The following is a 22,865-nucleotide window of genomic DNA, read 5'->3' as shown; positions in this document are numbered from 1 at the left end:
GCACCGAGACATGAAAATCCGCGCTCAGATCGCCATGGTCCTGAACCTGGACAAGTGCATCGGCTGTCACACCTGCTCGGTCACTTGCAAGAACGTCTGGACCAGCCGCGAAGGCGTCGAATACGCCTGGTTCAACAACGTCGAGACCAAGCCCGGTGTCGGCTACCCCAAGGAATGGGAGAACCAGGACCGCTGGAACGGCGGCTGGGTCCGCAATCTCAAGGGCAAGCTGGAGCCGCGCCTCGGCGCCAAGTGGCGGGTGTTGTCGAAGATCTTCGCCAACCCCGACCTGCCGGAGATCGACGACTATTACGAGCCCTTCACCTTCGACTATCAGAACCTGCAATCGGCGCCCGAGAGCAAGACCATGCCGACGGCGCGTCCGGTCTCGCTGATCACCGGCGAGAAGATGGACAAGGTCGAGTGGGGCCCGAACTGGGAGGAAATCCTCGGCGGCGAGTTCTCCAAGCGCTCGAAGGACAAGAACTTCGACGGCATCCAGAAGGAGATCTACGGCCAGTTCGAAAACACCTTCATGATGTACCTGCCGCGCCTGTGCGAGCACTGCCTCAATCCGGCGTGCGTGGCGGCCTGTCCGTCGGGGTCCATCTACAAGCGTGAAGAAGACGGCATCGTCCTCGTCGACCAGGACAAGTGCCGCGGCTGGCGCATGTGCGTCTCCGCCTGCCCGTATAAGAAGATCTACTACAACTGGCAGTCGGGCAAGGCCGAGAAGTGCACCTTCTGCTACCCGCGCATCGAGGTCGGCCAGCCGACCGTGTGCTCGGAGACGTGCGTGGGCCGCATCCGGTACCTGGGTGTGCTGCTCTACGACGCCGACCGCATCGAGGAAGCCGCCTCGGCGGTCGATGAGAAGGACCTGTACCAGAAGCAGCTCGACATCTTCCTGGACCCCAAGGATCCGAAGGTGATCGAGCAGGCCCGCCTCGACGGCGTGCCGGAGGCGTGGCTGGAGGCGGCTCGCAACTCGCCGGTCTACAAGATGGCGATGGAGTGGAAGATCGCCTTCCCGCTGCACCCCGAGTACCGCACGCTGCCGATGGTCTGGTACATCCCGGCGCTCAGCCCCATCCAGGGTGCCGCCGAGAAGGGCCACATCGGCTTCGTCGATGGCCTGCCGGACATCAAGAGCCTGCGCATCCCCGTCAAGTACCTCGCCAACCTGCTGACGGCGGGCGACGAGGAGCCGGTGGTGACGGCGTTGCAACGCATGTACGCGCTGCGCATCTACCAGCGCGGCCGGACGGTCGAGGGGCGGATGAACACCGACGTGCTGCGTCAGGTCGGCCTCACCGCCAATCAGGTCGAGGACATGTACCGCATCCTCGCCCTGGCGAACTACGAGGACCGCTTCGTCATCCCGACGACGCACCGCGAGTACGCCGAGAACGCCTTCGACCTGCGCGGCTCGTGCGGCTTCAGCTTCGGCAACGGCTGCTCGGACGGCTTCTCGGAGGGCAACCTGTTCGGCACCCGCAAGCCGAAGACCAAGTCCCTTGAGGAGGCCGATTGATGCTGACCTACAAGGCGCTTGGCGCGCTGCTCACCTATCCCGACGAGGATCTGGTGGACGGCCTGCCCGACATCATGCAGGCGCTGGCGGCGGAAGGGCTGGTTTCCCCGGCCCATCTCGCCGGCATCGCCGGGCTGATCGGGGAGTTGCGGGCGGACGATCTGATGGAGGCGCAGGAGCGCTACGTGTCGATGTTCGACCGTTCGCGCCGCCTGTCGCTGCACCTCTATGAGCACCTGCATGGCGAATCCCGCGACCGCGGGACCGCCATGGCGACGCTGGCCGAGCTGTATCGTTTCCACGGCTTCGAGATGAACGCCCGCGAACTGCCGGATTTCCTTCCGATGGTCTGCGAGTTCCTCTCCTTCCTGGACGACGCGGTCGCCCGCGGCGTGCTGGCCGACGCGGCCCCCATCCTCGAAGCGCTGGCCCGCCGGCTCGCCGAGCGGGAAAGCCGCTACGCCGCGGTGCTGCACGCCCTGGTGGCACTGTCCGCACAGCCGGCCGACGCCGCCGAGGTGGAGGCCATCCTGGCCGCCACCCCGGAGGATGCCGACAGCCTGGAGGAGTTGGACAAGATCTGGGAAGAGGAGCCCGTCACCTTCGGTCCGGGCGACGCGCTCCAGAGCTGCCCGATCGCCCGCAAGCCACCCGCCCACCACACGCTGGGAGCCGCCGGGATGGGGTGAGGCCCCGCGGGCGCCTGGAGCACCCCGACGGCTCGGACGCCCCGGATCTTCGACCCTGAGCCCTCCCCCTCCCGGCGTCATGGGAGGGGGAGGATCTCGGCCCCAACACGGAATTCCCCCTCGGAGGGAGAACAGTCATGAGTCACGCTTATCAGTTCCTGTTCGGCTACCTGCCCTACGTGTCGCTTACCGTGCTCATCGTCGGCAGCATCATGCGCTTCGACCGTGAGCAGTACACGTGGCGCAGCGGCTCCAGCCAGATGCTGCGCAAGAAGAGCCTGTATCTGGGCTCCAACCTGTTCCACGTCGGCATCCTGCTGCTGTTCATGGGCCATCTGTTCGGCCTGCTGACGCCGCCGGAAGTCTACCACGCGTTCGGCCTGTCCACCGGCGGCAAGCAGCTGTTGGCCTGCATCGCCGGCACGGTCTTCGGGCTGACCGGATTCGCCGGGCTCAGCATCCTGCTGCACCGCCGTTGGACCGACCCGCGCATCCGCAAGAACTCCTCCACCATGGACATCGCCATTCTGGCGATCCTGTGGGTGCAGATGCTGCTCGGCCTCATCACCATCCCGATGTCGCTGGGCCACCTGGACGGCAGCATCATGGTGAAGCTGGCCGACTGGGCGCAGCGCATCGTCACCTTCCGCGGCGAGGCGGCCGACCAGTTGGTCGGCGTTCCGTTCGCCTACCGGCTGCACCTCGTTCTCGGCATGGTGATCGTCATCCTGTTCCCGTTCTCGCGTCTGGTGCACGTCCTCAGCGCCCCCGTCGGGTACCTGAGCCGCAGCTACCAGATCGTGCGGACGCGGTTCCGGACGGCGTGATTCCAAAGTCGCGTGGGTTGGGGCAAGCCCAGCCCACGCAGCACCCCCAACAAGCACAGAGGCTTCCATGCCGATCACCGTGAACGGTACCGAGATCCCGGACACCGCCGTGGACCAGGAAATCCAGTACCATCCGGCACCGACCCTGGACGACGCCCGTGAGTCCGCCGCCCGCGCGCTGGTGGTCCGCCAACTGCTGCTGGACGAGGCGCGCGCGCTGGGCCTCGACGGCGCGTCGGCCGCCGGCGAGGAGACGGCGGAGGACGCCGCCATCCGGGAGTTGCTGGACGCGGAAGTCCACATTCCCGACGCCGACGAGGCGACCTGCCGGCGCTACTACGAGAACAACAAGGCCAAGTTCCGCAGCCCCGACCTGTTCGAGGCCTCGCACATCCTGTTCCCCGCCGCTCCCGACGACGACGAGGCGCGCGCATCGGCCAAGCAGCAGGCGCTGGACACCATCCAGATCCTGGTGGACCACCCCGACCGCTTCGCCGATCTGGCGCGCGAGCGCTCCGCCTGCCCCTCCAAGGCGCAGGGCGGCAACCTTGGGCAGATCGCCCGCGGCCAGACGGTGCCGGAGTTCGAAACCTTTCTGTATCACATGCTGCCCGGCACGCTGTGCCTGGTGCCGGTGCCGACGCCGTTCGGCTACCACGTGCTGCGCGTGGACCGCCGCATCGACGGCCGCGACCTGCCCTTCGAGATGGTTGAGAAACGCATAGCCGGCTACCTGCACGACGCAAGCTGGCACCGTGCCGTGCACCAGTACATCCAGCTGCTCGCCGGGCGCGGCGAAGTGACGGGGTTTGCCCTTCCGACAACCGGATCACCTCTGGTGCAGTGAGGCGAGGCTTTCGCGCGCAAATCGGCGACGGCGCGGTGATCTGACGATCCGGGTGACGCCCGGCGCGATCACCGCCCGGAAGCCAAAGTCACGCGGCAGCGGCTCGACTTCAGCGCGTTCGAGCCGCTGACCGGATCGAAGGTCTCGCCCGTCAGCACGGCGTTGAGGTTCTCCGGCCACCAGCCGTACTGGGCACACACCACGCCCTCCGCCAGCGCTTCGTTCAGGCGCGCCCGCGCCCGCACGCATCCCAGCTCCGTCGCGATCTCCACCGCGTCACCCTCGGCGATGCCGTGCGTGCGCGCGTCCGCCGGGGCGATCTCCACCAGCGGTTCGGGCATGCGCTCGCGCACCGAAGGCAGGTGGCGGTGCTGGCTGTGGCAGAACTGCGGCCACTTGGCCGAGGTCAGCACCAGCGGATACCCCTCGTCCGGCGCCGGCGCCTGAAACGCCGGCAGCGGCGGCTGGCCGGCCTCCAGCAGCGCCGTCGAGTAGAGTTCGATCAGCCCGGTCGGCGTGGCAAAGCCCGTCCGCTCGAAGCTCCTTGCTTCGTCCCCGAGGCCGACGCGCACGCCGCCCGGCGTGGCGCGGAGCCGTTCGGCCGTGACGCCCGTGTCGGCCAGCGCATGCGCCAGCCCCGCCTCCGGATCGCCGCCGAAGAAGTGGTTCGACAGCCCCAGCCGGCCGGCGAGGTCGAAGACGATGCGCGTGTCGGACCGGCACTCGCCCAGCGGGTCCAGAACCCGTGGGCGGAGTTGGAGCAGGCGTTCGGCCTCGCGCCCGATCTGGAAGCCGGCCTGCAGTCCCTCGCGCTCCCACGGCGAGGCCACCGGCAGCACGATGTCGGCGAAGCGCGCTGTGGGCGTCATCACCATGTCGGTGTGGACGTACAGCTCGAGTGCCGCCAGCGCCTCCTCATGCCCCGGAGTGTGCGGCTTGCTCAGCAGCGGGTTGGAGCCGAAGGCCACCAGGGCGCGCACGGGGTAGGGCGTGTCCGTCAGCACCGCGCGGACGACGTCGCGGCTGGTGACCCAGCCGCGCGCAGGCGGCCCCAACGGGCGCTCCGCCAAGCCGAGCGTCCTGGCCCGCTGCGCCGCCGGCAGCAGGTCGCGCCCGGATACGTCGCGCACCGGTGGCTTGGCGAACAGCCGGTTGCCGCCGACGCCGTCCCGGCTGCCGGTCAGCGCGAACAGCAGGGCGAGCGCGCGTGTCGTTTGCGTGGCGTCGGCGTGCTGGCCGGTGCCGGTCCAGGTGTACCACGACACCGGACCGGACTCGTGGATCAGACGCGCCGCGTCGCGGATGGCCTGCACCGGCACGCCGGTCACCGCCGCGGCCCGCTCCAGCGTCCAGGACGCGCACAGCGCCCGCACCAGATCGAAGACAGGACGGCAGGCGACGGGGCCAGCCAGGGTCACCACCGTCACCTCCCCGGACAGCGCCCATGGCGTCTCGGCGGCCCGCGGATCATGCGCGACGGCCCGGCGCTCGCCGCCATGCCAGGCGAGGAAGCGGCCGGCCGCGCCGCCCTGCGCCACGTCGGCCTCCGTCAGCAGGCGCCCGGTGTCGGCGCGCACCAGGAGCGGCCCGTTGGTCCAGCGCAGCACGAAGTCGGAGTCGTACCAGCCCTCCTCCAGCAGCACGCCCGCCAGCGCCAGGGCGAGCGGTCCGTCGGTGCCCGGACGCGGGCCGAGCCACCGGTCGGCCCGCGCGGCGAGGCCGGTGCGGCGCGGATCGACGGCGATCAGGCGCGCCCCTCGCCGCGTCGCCGCCAGCACGGCCCTCGCCATGGACGGCCACGTGGCGGCGGGGTTGGCCCCCCACAGCACGAGGCAGCCGGTGTTCTCGAAATCGGGCATGCCGATCCCGGTGCCGTAGGTCAGCGCGGCGCCGAAATCGCGGTGCCAGTTGCAGTTCTCCGTGGCGAACAGGACGTTGGGGCTGCCGAAGGCGTTCGCCAGCCGGTGGATCCAGGCGAAGGCGTCGGCCACCGCGGTGCCGCTGGGCGTGGCGACGCCGAACACCACGGCCTCGGGCCCATGCCGCCCGGCGATCCGGTGCAGCCCGTCGGCCACGAGCGCAAGCGCCTCGTCCCAGGACACCGGCTGCCAGCCCGGATCGGGGTCGCCCTTCGGGCGGGTGCGGCGCAGCGGGGTGAGCAGGCGTTCGGGCGCGTAGACCATCTCGGGCGCGGCGCGCCCCTTGACGCACACCGCGCCGCCGGTGGGATGGTCGCGGTCGGCCTCCACGCCCACCAGCCGCCCGCCTGCCAGCATGGAGACGATCCCGCAACGGGAAACGCACAACGGGCAATAGCCCCGCACCTTGTCCGTGCCATCGGCCATGGCGGTCACCTCGGTTTCGCGGCGGTCTCGCGAAGGAGAGGCGCTGGGGCCGCAAGCCCAGCTCGCCGCACGCGAGGGTCGGTCTGCAAGCTACGCCCAAGTTCAGGGGGGCGGAAGCCGGGGGACATGCGGCGATTCCGCGCAATCGGTACCGCAATGCCAAGTAAACTCCGCTCCCAGCGGGAGCTTAACAGAGATGTCCCCTGCTTCGAGGGAGGGGCAACTTGACTCGTTACCGACAGCGCGCACTCCCCGCCGAACGGCCGATGCGGAATGGCGCCGGGTCTGGCTTTCCTCGTTTACGTCCAAAGCGCGAGTGGACGCGAGACGTGTTCGAGTCTGAAGTGTTCCTAGCTCAACGTGCACTGAAGTGAGGCGGGGGGGATGGACGTGGCCAGCTGGATCGGCGCCGCGGTCATCGCGATAGCGACGGCGGGGGTGTCTTCGTGGGTGACGTGGCGCGTGGCGCGGAGGCAGCCGGCTCCGCCGCCGGCACGCGATCCCGCACCCGCACCCGCGCCCTGCGCCGTGGCGGGTGAGGCGCTGACGCAGGCGATCCTCGACGCGGCGGTGGACGCCATCATCATCATCGACTCGCGGGGTATCGTCCGCTCGCTCAACCGCGCCGCCGAGCGGCTGTTCGGCTACCTTCCCGACGAGGTGATCGGCCAGAACGTCAGCATGCTGATGCCCGAGCCGCACCGCAGCGCGCACGACGGCTACCTCGCGCGTTTCCTGGAAACCGGCGAGGCGCGCATCATCGGCATCGGCCGCGAGGTGCAGGGCCTGTGCAAGGACGGCCGCGTCTTCCCCATGGAACTGGCGGTCGGCGAGGCGGCGGCGAGCGGCGGCGAACGGCTGTTCGCCGGCATCGTGCGCGACATCACCGTGCGCAAGGAAACCGAGGAGCGCCTGCGCTACAGCGAGGCGAAGAACCGCGCCATCCTGGAGGCGGCGGTGGACGGCATCATCACCATCGACGAGAAGGGCCGGATCGAGAGCTTCAACCGCGCCGCCGAACGGATCTTCGGCTACTCCGCCGCCGAGGTGCTGGGCCGCAACGTCAACGTGCTGATGCCCGCCCCCTACCGGCAGGAGCACGACACCTACCTCAAGCGCTACCTGCAAACCGGCGATCCGCGCATCATCGGCATCGGGCGCGAGGTGCAGGGCCGCCGCAAGGACGGCAACATTTTTCCCATGGATCTGGGCGTCGGCGAGGGCTTCGTCGCCGGCCGGCGGATCTTCGCCGGCACCGTGCGCGACATCACCGAACGCAAGGCCGCCGAGGACATGCTGACGCGCGCCAAGGAGGACGCGGAGCGCGCCAACCTCGCCAAGACCAAGTTCCTCGCCGCCGCCAGCCACGATCTGCGCCAGCCGGTGCAGTCGATGGTGTTCTTCACCTCGGCGCTGGCCGCCCAGCTGGCCGAGGGGACACCCACCCGCACCATGGTCAGCGACATGGAGCTGGCGATCGACGCGATGAAGATGCTGCTCGACTCGCTGCTGGACGTGTCGAAGCTGGACGCCGGCGTGGTGACGCCGAAGCACATGGACTTCCCCATCGACACGCTGCTGGCGACCATGCGCGTCAACTTCGCGGGTGTCACCGAGTCGCGCGGGCTGGGGCTGCGCGTGGTGCCGTCCAGCGCCGTGGTGCGCAGCGACCCGGCGCTGCTCGGCCGGCTGGTGCAGAACCTGCTGGAGAACGCCGTGCGCTACACCCAGCGGGGCACCATCCTGCTCGGCTGCCGGCGGCGCGGCGGCGCCCTGCGCATCGAGGTGTGGGACACCGGCATCGGCATCGCGCCCGAACTGACCAACGAGATCTTCGAGGAGTTCACCCAAGTCGCCAACCCCGAACGCGACCGCACGCAGGGCCTCGGCCTCGGGCTTGCAATCGTCAAGCGTCTGGCGCGGCTGATGGGCCACGAGGTGGGGGTACGCTCGCTGCCCGGCCGCGGCTCGGTGTTCTGGGTCGAGGTGCCGCGTCTGGCGACCACCCAGCCGCCGGCCGCCGAGGCCGAGCGGCCGGCGGAGAACGGGTTGGGGCGCGGCACCATCGTGCTGATCGATGACGAGCCGGTGGTGCTGTCCAGCCTGCGCGCCCTGCTGCAAGCCTGGGGGTACGACGTGGTGGCGGCGCAGTCGGAGGACGAGGCGGTGCGCCTGCTGCGCGGGCTGCCCAAGGCGCCCAGCATGATCCTGGCGGATTACCGCCTGCGCGAGGGCCGCACCGGCACCGAGGCGATCCGCGCGCTGTGCGAGCTGTACCACCAGCCGATCCCCAGCATCATCCTGACCGGCGACACCGCGCCCGAGCGCATCCGCGAGGCCGAAGCCAGCGGCATCAGCGTCCTGCACAAGCCGGTGACCCCGCCGGTGCTGCTTCACGCGCTGGCCGAGACCATGGGGAACGCGTAGGTTGGGCCAACGGCCCAACGCCCTTTCCATCGCGGCGCGTGTTGGGCCGGCGGCCAACCTCCGACTTGTCCCTTGAGCGGCCGATGTGCGCCAGGAACGGACATCAGGCGAGCTCCCCCCCCCCCCGAGGGCAATGTGAGTAGATTATGCTCACACTGCTTCCTTCAAGCACCAGCCTCCTCGCTCGCTAAGTATTTTGAGAACGAATGTGTATGTCGCCTGCATCAATCTGTATGGTCCCACAGGCGATGCACAACGTGTCCCGTTTGCAGATAGTTTAGGACAGCTTTCAAATAGTCGCTAAAGTTTCTATTTTCCTGAGCAATCCTGTTTGCATTAGCCCAGTCAACCTCCTCTCGCTCCTTTGCTGGAATCAGTATCCTGCTCTCCGTAAAATCGTCCGGGTCAATTGAGATGTAGCCAAGTCCATGGAGGGCGCAGAGCATATTCAGCTCTTCTAGAGTTTCTTCACCCTTAATCTCCATAGCCGCCAAGTAGGCGCGGTTTGCCCAGAGAGAGTTAGATACAGCCTGGAAAAATGACTCTCGAATGTCTCCAGCCGTGAGTCTGATTTTTACCTCAACTGATACTAATTTCGCTTTCCTCGTTGGCAGCGCCATTGAGCATTGCCGAACTACGTCACTCCACCCTTGCCCCGGCGCAAGCATTCCAACAATATCCGGATGAAGCCACTTATTTCCATTGCGGCCACGCCGGTTGCTGCTTACCGATTCGCGAATTCTCTTTGAAACAATTTCAAGCTCAAGATGCAAAAAACGTTGCAGTGGCTCATAAATTTCATGCTCGGTTATCTCCTCTTCTTTGCTTAACTGCTCAGCATAGCTATCTAAATTTTGTGATTGAGGTGGGCTTTGGCCGAGCTCAATGAAGCTGGGCGACCAAACAGACTCGGTTGGCAAGGGGGTTCCAATAGTTTGTCGTCTTCCAGGCTCCAATTCAATAAACCACCTTGCTGGACGCCTCGACGTGTCGACCGAAATATCGTTATGATGATTAAGTATTTCTTTTCTTTGCGCTGATATTTCTTTTGAAATTTGATCAATTAGCGTTGTGCGACCTGCGAGCTTTCGCTCCTTTTCAATAAATCGCTCTCTGTTATTTGAAGTCACTCCTCGAGCGATGTCGCCGACCGTTAGCCGCTCACCCGCTCTGCTTCGAAGGTAGTCCGCAACAAGTCGGTGCAAGGGCAAAGCGCTGCTCAACATCGCCTCCGGTTACGCATAAAAACTACTCAAAATCTTCGGAAAGCTACACGACCCTGATGAGGCTGAAAACCCTCTTTACGGGTGGTAAGGGGACGCGTTGCTCAATACGCGCCAAGCTCTTGCCACCGCCCTGGGCGGGCTTGCATGGCAGGTTTGTCTGTGGTGTATCCGGACCGAATCTGGGCAAATTATGGCCCCTGGCGTCCGCTCTGGGTCATGTGCGGTCGATTGGGGAGTCTGGATGCGATTCCGCGCCAACCCAATATGCCGTGGGTGTCCGCGTTGATCGGATAGGCGCGGATCCAACCGACGAAGGCTTGCTCCGAACGCCGAAATTTCGTAGGATTTCGATCCTTCCCCTGCCTGCTTCCGCAGGCAGCCGGGCGGGATGAAACACACAGTGAAATCGCGTTGCATGGTGTTACACAATGTTTCATTCGCCGGCACCGGACCAAGCCAAGTCCTTGATTTTGCGAAAAACCCGGCGCCGGCCGCTGGGCGCGCATGAAACGCCGTGCGTCGCATGACCGACACCCGTCTCCCCGACGTGCGCGGCCGGGGGTTCCCGTCGCGCACCGCGCTCGCCGACGCCGCCCGCTGGCTGGACGCCCACACCGCCGCGCTGCCGGCCGAAGAGGTGCCGCTTGGTGACGCCGCCGGCCGCGTGCTGGCCGTGGACGTTGCCGCGCCCGCCGACCTGCCGCCCGCCGACCGCGCCGCGCGCGACGGCGTCGCGGTGGCCGCCGAGGCGACGCTGGGGGCCGGCGGCTACAACCCGATCTTGCTGACCGCCGGTCAGGCGATCCGTGTCTCGGCCGGCGATCCGCTGCCGCCGGGCGCCGACGCCGTGCTGCCGGTGGAAGCGGCGCAGACGTCCCCTTTGGGCGTCGAGGTGCTGGACGCTCTGCCCGCCGGCAGCGGCGTCGAGCGCCGCGGCGAGCAGGCGAAGGCCGGCGCCGTCCTGCTGCCCGCCGGCCGCGTGTTGCGCCCGCAGGACATCGGGCTGCTGGCGACGCTCGGGCTGGACGGGGTGGCGGTGGTGCGGCGGCCGGCGGTGCGCATCCTCATTGCCGGTGGGCCGCGCGCGGGGAGCGAGGCCGATGCGGCGATGCTCGCCGCCCTGGTCCGGCGCGACGGCGGCGTGCCGGAACTGCGCGGGCCGTTCGGCCCCGCGGCGTTGGTCGCGGCGTTGACCGAGCCGAGCGCCGACATGGTGCTGGTCTGCGGACGCACCGGGCTTGGCGCGGACGACGAGGCGCCGCTGGCGCTGGCGGACGCCGGCGCGCTGGCGGTGCACGGGGTGGCTCTGCGGCCCGGCGATTCGGCCGGCCTGGGGCTGGCGGGCGGCGTGCCGGTGGCGCTGTTGCCCGGCGAGCCGGCGGCCTGCGCCACGCTCTACGATCTGCTGGCCGGCCGCGCCGTGCGCCGGCTGGGCGAGCGTCCGGCCGATCCGCCCTACGCCATGCGGCGGGTGCCGGCGGCGCGCAAGCTGGTGTCCGAGATCGGTTTCGCCGAAGTCCACCGCGTCCGCCTGACCGAGCGCGGCGCCGAGCCGGTCGCTTCCGCCGCGGTGGCCGGCTTGGCGGCGGTGGCGCGGGCCGACGGCTTCGTGCTGATCCCGGCGGAGAGCGAGGGCGTGCCGGCCGGTGCCGAGATCACCGTCTGGATGTACGATTCTCCCGCCGACGCGCTATGATGGCGCGCGAATAACGGTGTGGAGGAAACGGTGTCCAACGAGGACGTCCGGCGCTTCGTGAAGCAGGCGGCGCGGCAGCAGCAATTCCTTGAGGTGGCGAGCCGCGACGAGGCGTGGGACCGCTGGCGCGCGGCGCTGGACCTCACCCCGCGTGGCGAGGAGCGCGTGGCGCTGGCCGACGCCCGCGGCCGGGTGCTGGCGCGCGACGTGGTGGCCGGCGTGGACGTGCCCGGTTTCGACCGCTCCAGCGTGGATGGCTTCGCGGTGCGGGCATCCGACACCGCCGGGGCCAGCGAGCACGCGCCGGTGCTGCTGACCCTGAATGATGAGGTGCTGTCGGCCGGCGCCCAGCCGCGCGAGACGGTGGCGCCCGGCACCGCCACGGTGATCGCCACCGGCGGCATGGTGCCGCGCGGCGCCGACGCCGTGGTGATGGTCGAGCACACCGAGACGCACGACGGGGACGGCGAGCTCAAGGTCGAGATCCGCAAGCCGGCGGTGCCCGGCGGCTTCGTGGCCGCCGCCGGCTCCGACATCGGGCGCGGCGAGACGGTGCTGCGCCGCGGGCAGGTGTTGACCTCGCGCGAGGTCGGCGTGCTGGCGGCGGTGGGCTTGGCGGAGGTGGACGTGCTGCGCCGGCCGCGCGTGGCGATCCTCTCCACCGGCGACGAGATCGTGGCGCCGGGCCAACCGATCCGCCCCGGCGCGGTGTACGACTCCAACGCCGCCATCCTCGCGGCGGCCGTCGAGGAACTGGGCGGCGAGCCGGTGCGCCTGGGCGTCAGCCCGGACAGCGAGGCGGAACTGGAACGCCTCGTGGCGCGGGGGGTGGAGTGCGACGCGCTGGTGCTGTCGGGCGGCACGTCGAAGGGGGCGGGCGACCTGTCCTACCGCATCGTCAGCCGCCTGAATGACCCCGGCGTGCTGGTGCACGGCGTGGCGCTGAAGCCCGGCAAGCCGCTGTGTCTGGCGGCGACCAAAGGCAAGCCGGTGGTGATCCTGCCGGGCTTCCCGACCTCGGCGGTGTTCACCTTCCACGAGTTCGTGGCGCCGGTGATCCGCGCGCTGGCCGGGCTGCCGGTGGCGGCCAAGGAGGCGATTGCGGCGACCCTGCCCATGCGCGTCGGTTCGGAGCGCGGGCGCATGGAGTTCGTCATGGTCTCGCTGGTGCGCGGGGCGGACGGCTTGGTGGCGTACCCGCTGGCGAAGGGGTCCGGTTCGGTCACCGCGTTCAGCGCGGCGGACGGCTTCATCGCCATCGACCAGCACGCCGAGGCGGTCGAGGCCGGCACGCCGGTGTCGGTTCAGCTCATCGGCGGCAGCGCCCGACCGGCGGATCTGATCCTGGTGGGCAGCCATTGCGTCGGCCTGGACGCCGTCGTCGGCCGGCTGATCGGCGAGGGGCTGACGGTCAAGGCGCTCAACGTCGGCAGCATGGGCGGGCTGAACGCCGCAAAGCGCGGCGAGTGCGACCTGGCCGCCGTCCACCTCATGGACCCAGCGACGGGGGTGTACAACACGCCGTTCCTGACGCCGGAGCTGGAACTGGTCCCCGGCTACCGCCGCCTGCAAGGCGTGATCTTCCGCCCCGGCGACGCGCGGTTTGAAAGTAAGGCGGGGGCGGAGGCCATCGCGGCGGTGGCGGCGGACGCCGGCTGCCTGATGGTCAACCGCAACGCCGGCAGCGGAACGCGCATCCTCACCGACCGGCAGCTAGGCAGCATACGGCCCGCCGGATACTGGACGCAGGCCAAGTCGCACAACGCCGTGGCTGTCGTGGTGGAACAGGGCCGGGCGGACTGGGGCGTGGCCATCGAGAGCGTGGCGAAGCTTTATGGATTGGGCTTCCTGCCCTTGCAGGAGGAGCGCTACGACTTCCTCATCCCCCGCGCGCGCCTGGACCGCGAGCCGGTGCGCCGGTTCCTGGCGGCGCTGGAGAACGCGGAGGTGGGGGAGGCGTTGAAGGAGATGGGGTTCGGGCGGTAGGGGAAGCCGCTGCCCCCTACGGCTCCTTCGCCACCACTGGCGCTTGCTTATCCTCCGGCAACGGGATGAACTCCGTCTCCCCCGGCACCGCCGTAAACCGCCCGGCCTTCCAGTCCGCCTTGGCGGCGTCGATGCGGTCCTTGGAGCTGGAGACGAAGTTCCACCAGATGTGCCGCGGCCCGTCCATCGGCTCGCCGCCCAGCACCAGCACCCGCGCGGCGGTCTCCGCCTCCACCGTGATGGCATCGCCGGGGCGCAGCACCAGCAGTTGCCCGGCCTCGAAGCGGTCGCCGCTCACGATCACCGTCCCCTCGGCCACATAGACCGCGCGCTCCGGGTGCTCGGCCGGCACCGGCAGCCGGGCGCCGGGGGCCAGCGCCGCGTCCACGTACAGCGTCTCGCTGAAGGTCGCCAGCGGCGAGCGCTCGCCATAGGCCCGCCCGGCGACGATCCGCACCCGCTTGCCCTCGCCCTCCACCATGGGCAGGGCCTCGGCGGGGTGGTGGATGAAGGCGGGGGCGGCTTCCTCATGCGCGGTGGGCAGCGCCATCCAGGACTGGATGCCGAACACCCGCTGGCCGGTGCGGCGGGTCTCGTCGCTGCTGCGTTCGGAGTGGGCGATGCCGCGGCCGGCGGTCATCCAGTTCACCGCGCCGGGGCGGATCGCCTGCACCGAGCCGAGGCTGTCGCGATGCAGGATCTCGCCGTCGAACAGGTAGGTGACGGTGGCGAGCCCGATGTGCGGGTGCGGCCGCACGTCCAGGCCGTGGCTGGGCGTCAGCTCGGCCGGCCCCATCTGGTCCCAGAAGATGAACGGCCCGACCATGCGCCGCTGCGCCGAGGGCAGGGCGCGCCGCACCTCGAACCCGCCGATGTCGTGCGTGCGCGGCACGATCTGTGTCTCCAGCCACTCCCGCGGACCTTCCATGCCTGCCTCCTGCTGTCTTTGCCAGTGAGGTGGGGCGGAGTGGCGGGACGGCCAGTCACCGTTCCGGCCGGTCCGCCTCGAACAGCGATTGCAGCTCCTTCGCGGCGTCTTGCGAGGTTTGGATCAGCCGTTGCTCATCGTGGTAGATGGCGTGCTGGCGCTCCAGCGTGCGCTCGTCGTGGGCGCGGAAGGTCTCGATGGTGCGGTGCGCTTCCCCGGCGTCGAGGCCGGTGGCGGTCAGCACCTTCTCGGTCAGGCTCAGGCTGGACAGGAAGGTCTCGCGCTCGATGATCGTCACGCCGCGGTCCATCAGCAGATGCGCGTGGCGCCGGTTGCGGGCGCGGGCTGCGATGGTCAGGTGCGGGAACAAGCGCTGCGCCATGTCGACGACGGTCAGGCACTCGGTCATGTCCGCCAGCGCCACCACCAGCACCTTGGCGCTGTCCGCCCCGGCGGCGCGCAGCAGTTCGGGCCGGGTGGGGTCGCCGTAGAACACCTTGGTGCCGAAACGGCGGACGAAGTCCACCTGATCGGCGCTCTTTTCCAAGGCGGTGAACGGGATGCCGCGCAGCCGCAGCACGCGGCCGACGATCTGCCCGACCCGCCCGAATCCGCAGACGATCACCGGCGGCGTGCCGTCCACGTCGATGCTGTCGAAGGCGCGCGGCGTCTTGGTCCCCAGGCGCGGAACGAGCCAGCGCTCGGTCGCCGCGAAAAGGAACGGCGTGGCAATCATCGACAGCGTCAGCACCAGCATGGCGGCGTTCGAGTGCTCCTGGCCCATCGCCCCGACCGCCGTCGCCAGCCCGAACAGCACGAAGCCGAACTCGCCGCCCTGCGCCAGCACCGCGGCCATGCGCACACTGCCGCGCGGCGTGTTGCCGGCGTATCGCGCCAGCGCGAACAGCACCGCCGCCTTCACCGCCACCAGCCCGAACATCACCAGCAGCATGCGCCCCGGCGCCGCCAGGAACCCCGCCACATCCGCCGACACCCCCACCGATACGAAGAACAGGCCGAGCAGCAGGCCCTCGAACGGCTCGATGTCGGCCTTCACCTCGTGCCGGTACTCGGAATCGGACAGCAGCACGCCGGCCATGAAGCTGCCCAGCGACATGGACAAGCCCGACGCCTCCACCAGCGCTCCGGTACCCAGCACGATCAGCAGCGCCGTGGCGGTGAAGATCTCCGGCGTCTTGGCGGCGTTGACCAGCCGGAACACCGGCCGCACCAGCAGCCGCCCGCCGGCCAGCACAATCAGGATGGCCCCGGCCGCCTTGGCGACGGCGATCCAGGCGTCGGCGCCGCTGGCCCCGTGGTTCACCGCCACCGCGCCGCCGTCGCCCAGCAGCGGCAGCAGCGCCACCAGCGGGATCACCGCCAGATCCTGGAACAGCAGGATGGAGAAGCTGTCACGCCCGGCGTGCGTCGCCAGCAGGTCGCGCTCGGCCAGCAGCGGCAGCGCGATGGCGGTGGACGACAGCGCCAGCCCGGCCCCCGCCACCGCCGCTGCGCGCGCCGGCAGCCCCAGCGCCAGCGCCGCCCCGGCCAGCACCGCCGCGCTCAGCAGCACCTGCGCGCCGCCCAGCATGAACACCGACTTGCGCATCACCCACAGGCGTTGCGGTCGCAACTCCAGCCCGATCAGGAACAGCAGCAGGACGACGCCCAGTTCGGAGACGTGCGCCATGCTCTCCACGTCGGTGATGATTCCCAGGCCACTCGGCCCGATGACCAGTCCGGCGGCCAGATAGCCCAGCGGGCTGCCGAAGCCCAGCCGCTTGGCCAGCGGCACCGCCAGCACCGCGGCGGCGAGCAGCACGATGGCCGTGTGGACGAGCGGCATGCGAGATTCCCCCTGGAACGTTTCGGCGGGTTACATCGCAGACATCGTACGGAAATACGCGGCGGCTAGTCTTCCCTCTCGGTCGGCAACGGACGTCGGCGATGCGCAACCTGAGCAGGGCGGTCTTCGACGACGCCATCGAGATGACGCTCCGCAGCGGGCGGCTGAGCGATGAGCAGAGGGTTGGGCTGCTCCAGCGGCTTCGTCTGGTCCGCGACGGCTTCTGCGACAAGGGGGTTCAGTGCGCCGACTGCCCCGAGCGCTGCGCGTGTGAGGATCTGGTGCGTCGGGCGTTCGCCGCGGGCGCGTCGAAACGGAGGTTTGGGCAATGAGTTCGCTGCGCGACTGTATCGGCGCTATAGCGATTGGTTACGGCTCGCTGCTCGTCGGTGTCGGGTACCTTCTGGTGCGGGGCTGGCTGCTTGGGTGAGGGGCGCTTCCGGCTCTCAGTGCGCCTTGCCGCCGCCGCTGCACCCGCAGCCGCAACTGCGGCCTTCCTGCACCTGCACGCGGATCTCGCCACGGGCGTAGGCCAGCACGAGGTCGAGCGGCAGCCCGATCGCTTCGGCCACGTCGCCCAGCGTCACGTCGCCGGGCAACCCGCCGGTCGGGCCGAAGGCCGGGTGCAGCGTCGACAGGCGCGACACGGCGTCCGGGTCCTGCCGGGTCACGGTGTCCAGGCGGGTGGTGGCGGCGAACTCGATGGGCATAGGTGTCCTTTCCAGCGAACGGGGGCGGCGCTTTCTTGCACCGGTGTGCGTCCATCGGCGTTGATCCGCGTCAATCATACCGAAGGCGCTTGATGTCTTCTATCAAGCGCCTTCGGTTCAAACCCGGCAGCTCAATGCCTGCATTGAGCGGGAGGGTGATACGGCCGGCCGATCATGGAAGCGTCCATGTGCCGGCCGTATCATCGCGTCAGCAACGCCGCAGCACCCAGCCCCAGCACCGCCAGCGCCCCGAGCACCAGCGCCGGGCGCCGCGCCACCGCCCAGCCGCCGAAGGCGGCGGCGTAGGCCGCCTTTGCCAGATTGTTGGTGGATGAGGCGATGAGGATTGCCGCCGCCACGCTTTCCGGTGCCAGACCGGGCACGCTGCCCTGAATGACGCTGAGCACGAAGGGGTCGATGTCGGTGACGCCTACCACGGCCGACAGGGCGACGATGCCGGCCTCGCCGAACGTCGCCTGCGCCCAGCGCGACGCCACCGCGACGACGATGAACAGCGCGGCGAAGACGATGGCGGCGTTGACCTGCAAGGGGTTGGTGACGGGCAGCGCCTTGCGCTCGGCGGTCTGCGGCGCCGGGCGCCACAGCGCCGCGGCGGCCAGCGCGCCGACGATGATCAGCCCGACCAGCGGCAGGGCCAGCACCCGCACCACCGGGGCGTTGAACAGCGCGACGATCAGGCCAAGGCGCAGGTACATCATGGCGGTCGCCGCGACGATGCCGGCCGACAGCTCATGCGTCGGCGCGCCCGGCTCTGCCAAGCGGCGGGCCAGCACCACGGTCGCGGCGGTGGAGGAATACAGCCCGCCCAGCACCGCCGGCACCAGCGTGCCGTGCCGCAGCGGCGCGTAGCGCTGCACCAGATAGCTGCCGTAGGACAGCGCGCAGACCGCCACCACCGCCATCCACGCCTGATAGGGGGTCACCGGCACGCCGGCCAGCACCGGCTCGTTGGGCACCAGCGGCAGCACGACGCCGATCAGCACCAGGAACTTGCCGGCGGTCAGCACCTCCTCGCTGGGGACGACGTGGACCAGCGCGTGCAGCCGTTCGCGCGCACCCAGCAGCAGCGCCGCGCTGACCGCCAGCGCCACGGCGACCCACGGCGGCTGCGTCAGCGACACCGGCCCCAGCAGATAGGCGGTCAGGCTCGACACCGGGACGATCAGCGTCGGGGTCATGCCGCCGGCGAGCGTCGAGGCCGGCGGGTTGCCGTGCAGCGTGGCCCGCACATAGGCGTAGAGCCACGCACCCACCACCAGCAGCCCGACGGTGACCGCCGAGGCGTGCGCCGGCTCCAGCAGGAGCAGCATGGCGCCGGCCAGCGCCAGCAGCGGGAAGGTGCGGATGCCGCCGGGCGCGCGGCGGTCACCGCGCTTGTAGACGTCCTCGAACGCCAGCCCGAGGAACACGCCGAGCAGCAGGGCAAGGCCCAGGCGCTCGGCCAGGAACATGGGGTCGAGGGGGGAGCCCATGGGCGGCTCCGATCATGGCCGGCCCGGAATTGGGCCGTCTATGACTGTAGGACGGGGGAATGAAGGGAGTGTGAATGCCATCTCCCCCCGCTGGGAGGAGAATGGCGCGAGTGACGGGACTTGAACCCGCGGCCTCCGGCGTGACAGGCCGGCGCTCTAACCAACTGAGCTACACCCGCGCTGGCTCCGGCGGTAGGATTCGAACCTACGACCAACGGATTAACAGTCCGCTGCGCTACCGCTGCGCCACGCCGGAAGAGAGCGGGCTTATACGGTCCCTCGTCGGGGTTGGCAAGGGGATTTTGCGAAAAAGGAGCCGGAATGCGAAGTGGAGGTATCAGTGGGCCGGTGACGGGCTTCGCGCCGGGGCCTTCGGGTTTGCGTCCGGCACCCCCGCCGCCTCCGGCGACACGCGCGGGAAACGGATGGTGAAACGGGTTCCGGCGTTCGGCCGGCTAGTCACCGCGATGGTGCCGCCAAGCGCTCCCGTCACCAGATTGTGCACGATGTGCAGGCCCAGGCCTGTGCTGCCGGCGCTGCGCCGGGTGGTGAAGAACGGCTCGAAGACATGCTCCAGGTCGGCGGCGGGGATGCCACGGCCGTCGTCCTCGAAGACCAGTTCGACGGTGGCGTAGTCGGGTGCCGTGGCGGCGATGCGCAACGTCCCGATCCGCCCCTCCGGGTAGGCGTGCACCAGGGCGTTCATCACCAGATTGGACAGCGCCTGGGACAGCGCGCCCGGATAGCCGTCCACCGCGATGCCCGGCGGGCACTCCACCTCCACCCGGTGGCCGGACCGCTTCCACGCCGGGCTCAGGGTGAACAGCTGGTCCCTGAGCCGGGATTCGAGGTCGAAGATCCGCCGGACCTCCGAGGTCTGGTCCGCGGCCACCTGCTTGAAGGACTGGATGAGGTCTGCGGCGCGCTGAATGTTGGTCACGATCAGGCCCAGGCCCTCGTCCTGGATGTTCAGGAACGCCTCCAGGTCGCTGCGGTTCAACCGGCCGGAAGCGACCTGCCGGCGGAACTGCTCCTGGCGGTCGGTCAGGAAGGTCGAGGTGGTCAGCACGATGCCGATGGGCGTGTTCGCCTCGTGCGCGACGCCGGCCACCAGGGCGCCGAGCGAGGCGAGCTTTTCCGACTGGATCAGCCGGCTCTGCGCCTGCCGAAGGTCGTCCAGGGCGGTCTCCGCGGCCCGGCGCGCCGCCTGGGTGTCCTCTTCGGACTGCTTGCGGGCGCTGATGTCGACCACGCCGGCCATCAGGCATTCCGTCCCGCCCGCGTGGAAGCCGGTGACCGCCAGCAGCACGTCGTGGATGGACCCGTCTGCCAGCCGCACCCGCGTTTCGAACGCGCCGACCCGCCCGCCCGTCTCGACCGCCATGAGCAGCGCCGCGCGCGCCGCCGGGTCGGCGTAGACCTCGGCCAGCGAGTGGATGCCCACGGCGACGGGGTCGGCGCCGAAATAGGTGTACGCGGCGTCGTTCGCCTTGATCAGGCGCCCATCGGATTTTGCCGTCACCACCAGCGGGATGGGAACGGCCATCAGCATGCTTTCGACCATGCGCTGGCTTTCCGCCAGGTCTTCCTTGGCGCGCCGCTCCGCCTGGGTCGCCACCCACTCCAGCCGCCGCAGGCGGTTCGAGCGCAGGACCACCAGCGCCAGCGCGCTGTTGAGCATGAACATTGCAAGCACGAGGCCGGTCGTCGTGGACGGCAGCGGTCCCGCCAGCAGATAGCCGGCCAGCATCATGGCGCTGCACCCGACGCCGGAGATCAGGCTCCAGCGGAACGCGGTCGGCACCACCAGATAGTAGATGGACGGCAGCATGAGGACGACGAACAGCGCCAGTTCACTGCGCGAGCTGACCAGCGCCGCCACCGCGGCCCCGTTGATCCACTGCCACGCGATCATCGCCGCCTGCGCGTGGCGAAACGAGCCGCTCCGCTTGACCGCGGCCCAGCAGGCCAGCGAGACCGCCACCACCACCGCCCGCGCGGGGATGGCGACGAAGAAGTGCGGGTCTCCGTGGAAACGCCAGTCGCTGGCGAAGAACAGCGTGTTCAGGATGGCCGAGAGCAGGAACAGCAGCCGGGCGTGGCGGACGGTTTCCGAAAGGCGCTCTGCCTGGAACGCCGCCTCGCGCACCGCATCGAGGAACTCGCCGCTGAACGCCGACAGGGAAGGGGAGGGCAACGCCACGGGAGCGAACGTCCTGCCCGCTCCATCGGTCGTGCCGCTCCGCTCCATGGCTGTTGCCCGCCCCGCGCTGGGCTCAGTGCCCGCCCAGATGCAGGGCGGTCGGCGCCAGCCAGCCGACCAGCGAGATCGCCGTGCCCAGCAGGCCCAGCCCGGCTGACAGCCACGCCAGCGGCAGGAAGCCGGTGATCACCGTCGCCGAGGCCAGCACGATGGCGATCTGGAACGCCGCCGAGCCGTACTCGTACAGGTGATAGGCGGCCAGGGAATGGTCGCGGATCTCCTCGGCGTGCTTGGCGCGCGCCGCCAGTTCCTTGCGGCCCTCCTGGGTCTCCGGCTCGCTGTCGTAGCGCTGGGCGGCCTGGGTCCAGCTGTCCGCCTGTTTCTGGAAAGCGGCCTTGCGCTCGTCGGGCAGGTCGGGGGTCAGTTGCAGCTTCACTTCGTCGGCCGCCGTGCGCACCGTCGTCATGCGGATCGTCTTGGCCTGGAAGAACGCCCAGAGGTTCGACGCCTCGACGTTGCGGTTCAGCGCCTCGGTCTGTGCGCTCTTGCCCGCCGCCTCGGAAATGGCCAGCAGCGCCGCCAGCGTGGCGATCATCAGGCCGATGCGGCGGTTGCTCGGATGGCCGCCATGCGCGGCCTCGTGGGCCTTCTCGTGGTGCTCGAACGCTTCGGACATGTGTTCCTCTCATGCTGGGCGGTGCCGGTCGGGCGGCGCAAAGATGCCTTGTCACAGCGCCATGCGCCACCTCGTTTGCGTGGGGCTTGCGCACGCACCGGTGGACCCGGTATCAGGGCGTCCTGTTCCACAAGCCCGTGAGTGAGAGACCCATGCGTGCCTTTGACGGCCAGCATTCCGACAACGTCGCCATCAAGCGCACCCGCGAGCAGAAGGAGCGCGCGCTGCGCGAGCTCAAGGAGCAGTTGGCGACGCTGAAGAGCCACGCCGCCCCGGCCATCCGCGAGGCGCTGGTGAAGCGAATCGCCGAGATGGAAGCCGACCTCAAGGCCCCGCCCAAGAGCAACGACCGTGGCGACCGCAGCGGTGACCGGGGCGGTGATCGGGGCGGCGACCGCGGCTTCCGCAGCCCGCGCCGGGCATGACCGAGGCACCGGCGAAGGCCGGCCGCACGACTTTGCTGGACCGGCCGTGGCTGCTGCTGATGCTGCCGCCGCTGTTCTGGGCCGGCAACTTCGTGCTTGGCCGCGCCGTCGCCAACGCCGGGGCGGTGCCTCCCGTGGCGCTCGCCTTCTGGCGCTGGGTGGTGGGGGCGCTGATCCTGCTGCCCTTCGCCTGGCCCCATTTGCGGCACGACGTGCCGGTGCTGGTGCGGCATTGGAAGATCGTGCTGCTGCTGTCGGGGCTGGGCATCGCCGTCTTCAACACCTTCGCCTATATCGGGCTGGCGAGCACCACGGCGCTCAACGGCGTGATGATCCAGTCCGCCATGCCGGTGATGATCGTCGGCATGAGTTTCCTGTTCTTTCGCGACACCGTCACGCCCTTGCAGGCGCTGGGCATCGCGGTGTCGCTGGCCGGGGCGGTGGCGCTGGTGTCGCGCGGCGACCCGGCGGCGCTGGCGAACCTGCACTTCAACGTCGGCGATCTGTGGATCCTCGCGGCGGTGACCGCCTACGCCGCCTACACGGCGCTGCTGCGCCGCCGGCCGCAGGTGCACGGCTTCAGCTTCATCGTCGTGACGTTCCTGCTGGGCGCCCTGATGCTGCTGCCCTTCATGGTGCTGGAGACGCTGAACGGGCGGCCGCTGGTGGTCAGCGCCGTGTCGCTGGCGTCGATCGCCTACGTCGCGGTGTTCGCGTCGATCCTCGCCTACATCTGCTTCAACCGGGCGGTCCTGCTGCTGGGCGCCAACCGCACGGGGCTGTCGATCCACCTGATCCCGGTGTTCGGCAGCCTGCTCGCCATGCTGTTCCTGGGGGAACGGCCGCAGTGGTTCCATGCGGCCGGCATTGCGCTGATCGCGACCGGGGTGGTGTTGGCGACGCGTAAGCCTCAGACATAGCCGAGGCCGCGCGGCAGCCAGAGCGAGTAGCGAGGTTGGTGGTCAGCATGACGCCGAACCACACCGGGTCTCACTTGAACGCCGTCA

18 protein-coding genes and 2 tRNA genes are annotated in these 22,865 nt (G+C 69.4%); 10 read left to right on the top strand and 10 right to left on the bottom strand.

Translation table 11 applies throughout. From position 1 onward, the window contains the following. Positions 1-10 precede the first annotated feature (10 nt). From narH to ACSVDD_RS15555, 4 genes are all read left to right on the top strand, one after another. On the top strand, positions 11-1,534 hold the full coding sequence (narH, locus tag ACSVDD_RS15570) for a nitrate reductase subunit beta (protein ID WP_448190278.1): 1,524 nt from the start codon (positions 11-13) through the stop codon (positions 1,532-1,534). Next, a complete protein-coding gene (narJ, locus tag ACSVDD_RS15565; protein WP_448190277.1) occupies positions 1,534-2,223 on the top strand; it encodes a nitrate reductase molybdenum cofactor assembly chaperone in 690 nt (229 codons plus the stop codon). Before narH ends, narJ begins: the two co-directional genes overlap by 1 nt. A gap of 137 nt (positions 2,224-2,360) precedes the next feature. After that, positions 2,361-3,050 (top strand): respiratory nitrate reductase subunit gamma, encoded by a 690-nt coding sequence (narI, locus tag ACSVDD_RS15560; RefSeq protein WP_448190276.1) that lies wholly within the window; start codon positions 2,361-2,363, stop codon positions 3,048-3,050. A 67-nt stretch (positions 3,051-3,117) separates the two neighbouring features. Then, positions 3,118-3,897, top strand: coding sequence for a peptidylprolyl isomerase (locus ACSVDD_RS15555; RefSeq protein ID WP_448190275.1), 780 nt, complete (start codon positions 3,118-3,120; stop codon positions 3,895-3,897). 68 nt (positions 3,898-3,965) lie between these two features. Here ACSVDD_RS15555 and ACSVDD_RS15550 read toward each other — a convergent pair whose 3' ends face one another. Further along, positions 3,966-6,242: a molybdopterin-containing oxidoreductase family protein gene (locus ACSVDD_RS15550; protein ID WP_448190274.1), complete on the bottom strand. Its 2,277-nt coding sequence runs from the start codon at positions 6,240-6,242 to the stop codon at positions 3,966-3,968. 384 nt (positions 6,243-6,626) lie between these two features. Here ACSVDD_RS15550 and ACSVDD_RS15545 point away from each other — a divergent pair, with 384 nt between their 5' ends. Further along, on the top strand, positions 6,627-8,669 hold the full coding sequence (locus ACSVDD_RS15545) for a PAS domain-containing hybrid sensor histidine kinase/response regulator (protein WP_448190273.1): 2,043 nt from the start codon (positions 6,627-6,629) through the stop codon (positions 8,667-8,669). 224 nt (positions 8,670-8,893) lie between these two features. On the opposite strand, the gene ACSVDD_RS15540 is transcribed toward ACSVDD_RS15545, so the two are convergent. Then, positions 8,894-9,892, bottom strand: coding sequence for a hypothetical protein (locus ACSVDD_RS15540; RefSeq protein ID WP_448190272.1), 999 nt, complete (start codon positions 9,890-9,892; stop codon positions 8,894-8,896). Between the two features lie 526 nt (positions 9,893-10,418). Between ACSVDD_RS15540 and ACSVDD_RS15535 the strand changes: the two genes are divergently transcribed. Both ACSVDD_RS15535 and ACSVDD_RS15530 read left to right on the top strand, forming a co-directional pair. Then, positions 10,419-11,591, top strand: coding sequence for a molybdopterin molybdotransferase MoeA (locus tag ACSVDD_RS15535; protein WP_448190271.1), 1,173 nt, complete (start codon positions 10,419-10,421; stop codon positions 11,589-11,591). A 30-nt stretch (positions 11,592-11,621) separates the two neighbouring features. Beyond that, positions 11,622-13,577 carry a molybdopterin biosynthesis protein gene (locus ACSVDD_RS15530; RefSeq protein WP_448190270.1) on the top strand — a complete coding sequence of 652 codons (1,956 nt, stop codon included), beginning with the start codon at positions 11,622-11,624 and terminating at the stop codon, positions 13,575-13,577. A gap of 16 nt (positions 13,578-13,593) precedes the next feature. Here ACSVDD_RS15530 and ACSVDD_RS15525 read toward each other — a convergent pair whose 3' ends face one another. Both ACSVDD_RS15525 and ACSVDD_RS15520 read right to left on the bottom strand, forming a co-directional pair. Then, positions 13,594-14,505, bottom strand: a complete 912-nt coding sequence (locus ACSVDD_RS15525; RefSeq protein WP_448190269.1) for a pirin family protein — start codon at positions 14,503-14,505, stop codon at positions 13,594-13,596. Between the two features lie 55 nt (positions 14,506-14,560). Further along, a complete protein-coding gene (locus ACSVDD_RS15520; RefSeq protein ID WP_448190268.1) occupies positions 14,561-16,351 on the bottom strand; it encodes a monovalent cation:proton antiporter-2 (CPA2) family protein in 1,791 nt (596 codons plus the stop codon). A gap of 101 nt (positions 16,352-16,452) precedes the next feature. Here ACSVDD_RS15520 and ACSVDD_RS15515 point away from each other — a divergent pair, with 101 nt between their 5' ends. Next, a complete protein-coding gene (locus tag ACSVDD_RS15515; RefSeq protein ID WP_448190267.1) occupies positions 16,453-16,683 on the top strand; it encodes a hypothetical protein in 231 nt (76 codons plus the stop codon). 114 nt (positions 16,684-16,797) lie between these two features. On the opposite strand, the gene ACSVDD_RS15510 is transcribed toward ACSVDD_RS15515, so the two are convergent. The 6 genes from ACSVDD_RS15510 to ACSVDD_RS15485 all read right to left on the bottom strand — a co-directional run bounded on the left by ACSVDD_RS15510 (position 16,798) and on the right by ACSVDD_RS15485 (position 21,433). Further along, on the bottom strand, positions 16,798-17,061 hold the full coding sequence (locus tag ACSVDD_RS15510) for a hypothetical protein (protein ID WP_448190266.1): 264 nt from the start codon (positions 17,059-17,061) through the stop codon (positions 16,798-16,800). A gap of 200 nt (positions 17,062-17,261) precedes the next feature. Continuing rightward, complete coding sequence (locus tag ACSVDD_RS15505) at positions 17,262-18,554, bottom strand: MgtC/SapB family protein (RefSeq protein WP_448190265.1); 1,293 nt, start codon at positions 18,552-18,554, stop codon at positions 17,262-17,264. Between the two features lie 102 nt (positions 18,555-18,656). Continuing rightward, a tRNA-Asp gene (locus tag ACSVDD_RS15500) sits at positions 18,657-18,733 on the bottom strand. 2 nt (positions 18,734-18,735) lie between these two features. After that, positions 18,736-18,810, bottom strand: a tRNA-Asn gene (locus tag ACSVDD_RS15495). An 81-nt stretch (positions 18,811-18,891) separates the two neighbouring features. Next, positions 18,892-20,757, bottom strand: coding sequence for a sensor histidine kinase (locus ACSVDD_RS15490; RefSeq protein WP_448190264.1), 1,866 nt, complete (start codon positions 20,755-20,757; stop codon positions 18,892-18,894). Positions 20,758-20,830: 73 nt separating this feature from the next. After that, positions 20,831-21,433, bottom strand: a complete 603-nt coding sequence (locus tag ACSVDD_RS15485; protein ID WP_448190263.1) for a DUF4337 domain-containing protein — start codon at positions 21,431-21,433, stop codon at positions 20,831-20,833. 152 nt (positions 21,434-21,585) lie between these two features. Here ACSVDD_RS15485 and ACSVDD_RS15480 point away from each other — a divergent pair, with 152 nt between their 5' ends. Then, complete coding sequence (locus ACSVDD_RS15480; RefSeq protein ID WP_448190262.1) at positions 21,586-21,858, top strand: hypothetical protein; 273 nt, start codon at positions 21,586-21,588, stop codon at positions 21,856-21,858. Continuing rightward, a complete protein-coding gene (locus ACSVDD_RS15475; protein ID WP_448190261.1) occupies positions 21,855-22,778 on the top strand; it encodes a DMT family transporter in 924 nt (307 codons plus the stop codon). The genes ACSVDD_RS15480 and ACSVDD_RS15475 overlap by 4 nt, the downstream gene beginning before the upstream one ends. Positions 22,779-22,865 lie beyond the last annotated feature (87 nt).

Source organism: Azospirillum terrae (assembly GCF_053470425.1).
This window is presented reverse-complemented; position numbering and strand designations above follow the sequence as displayed.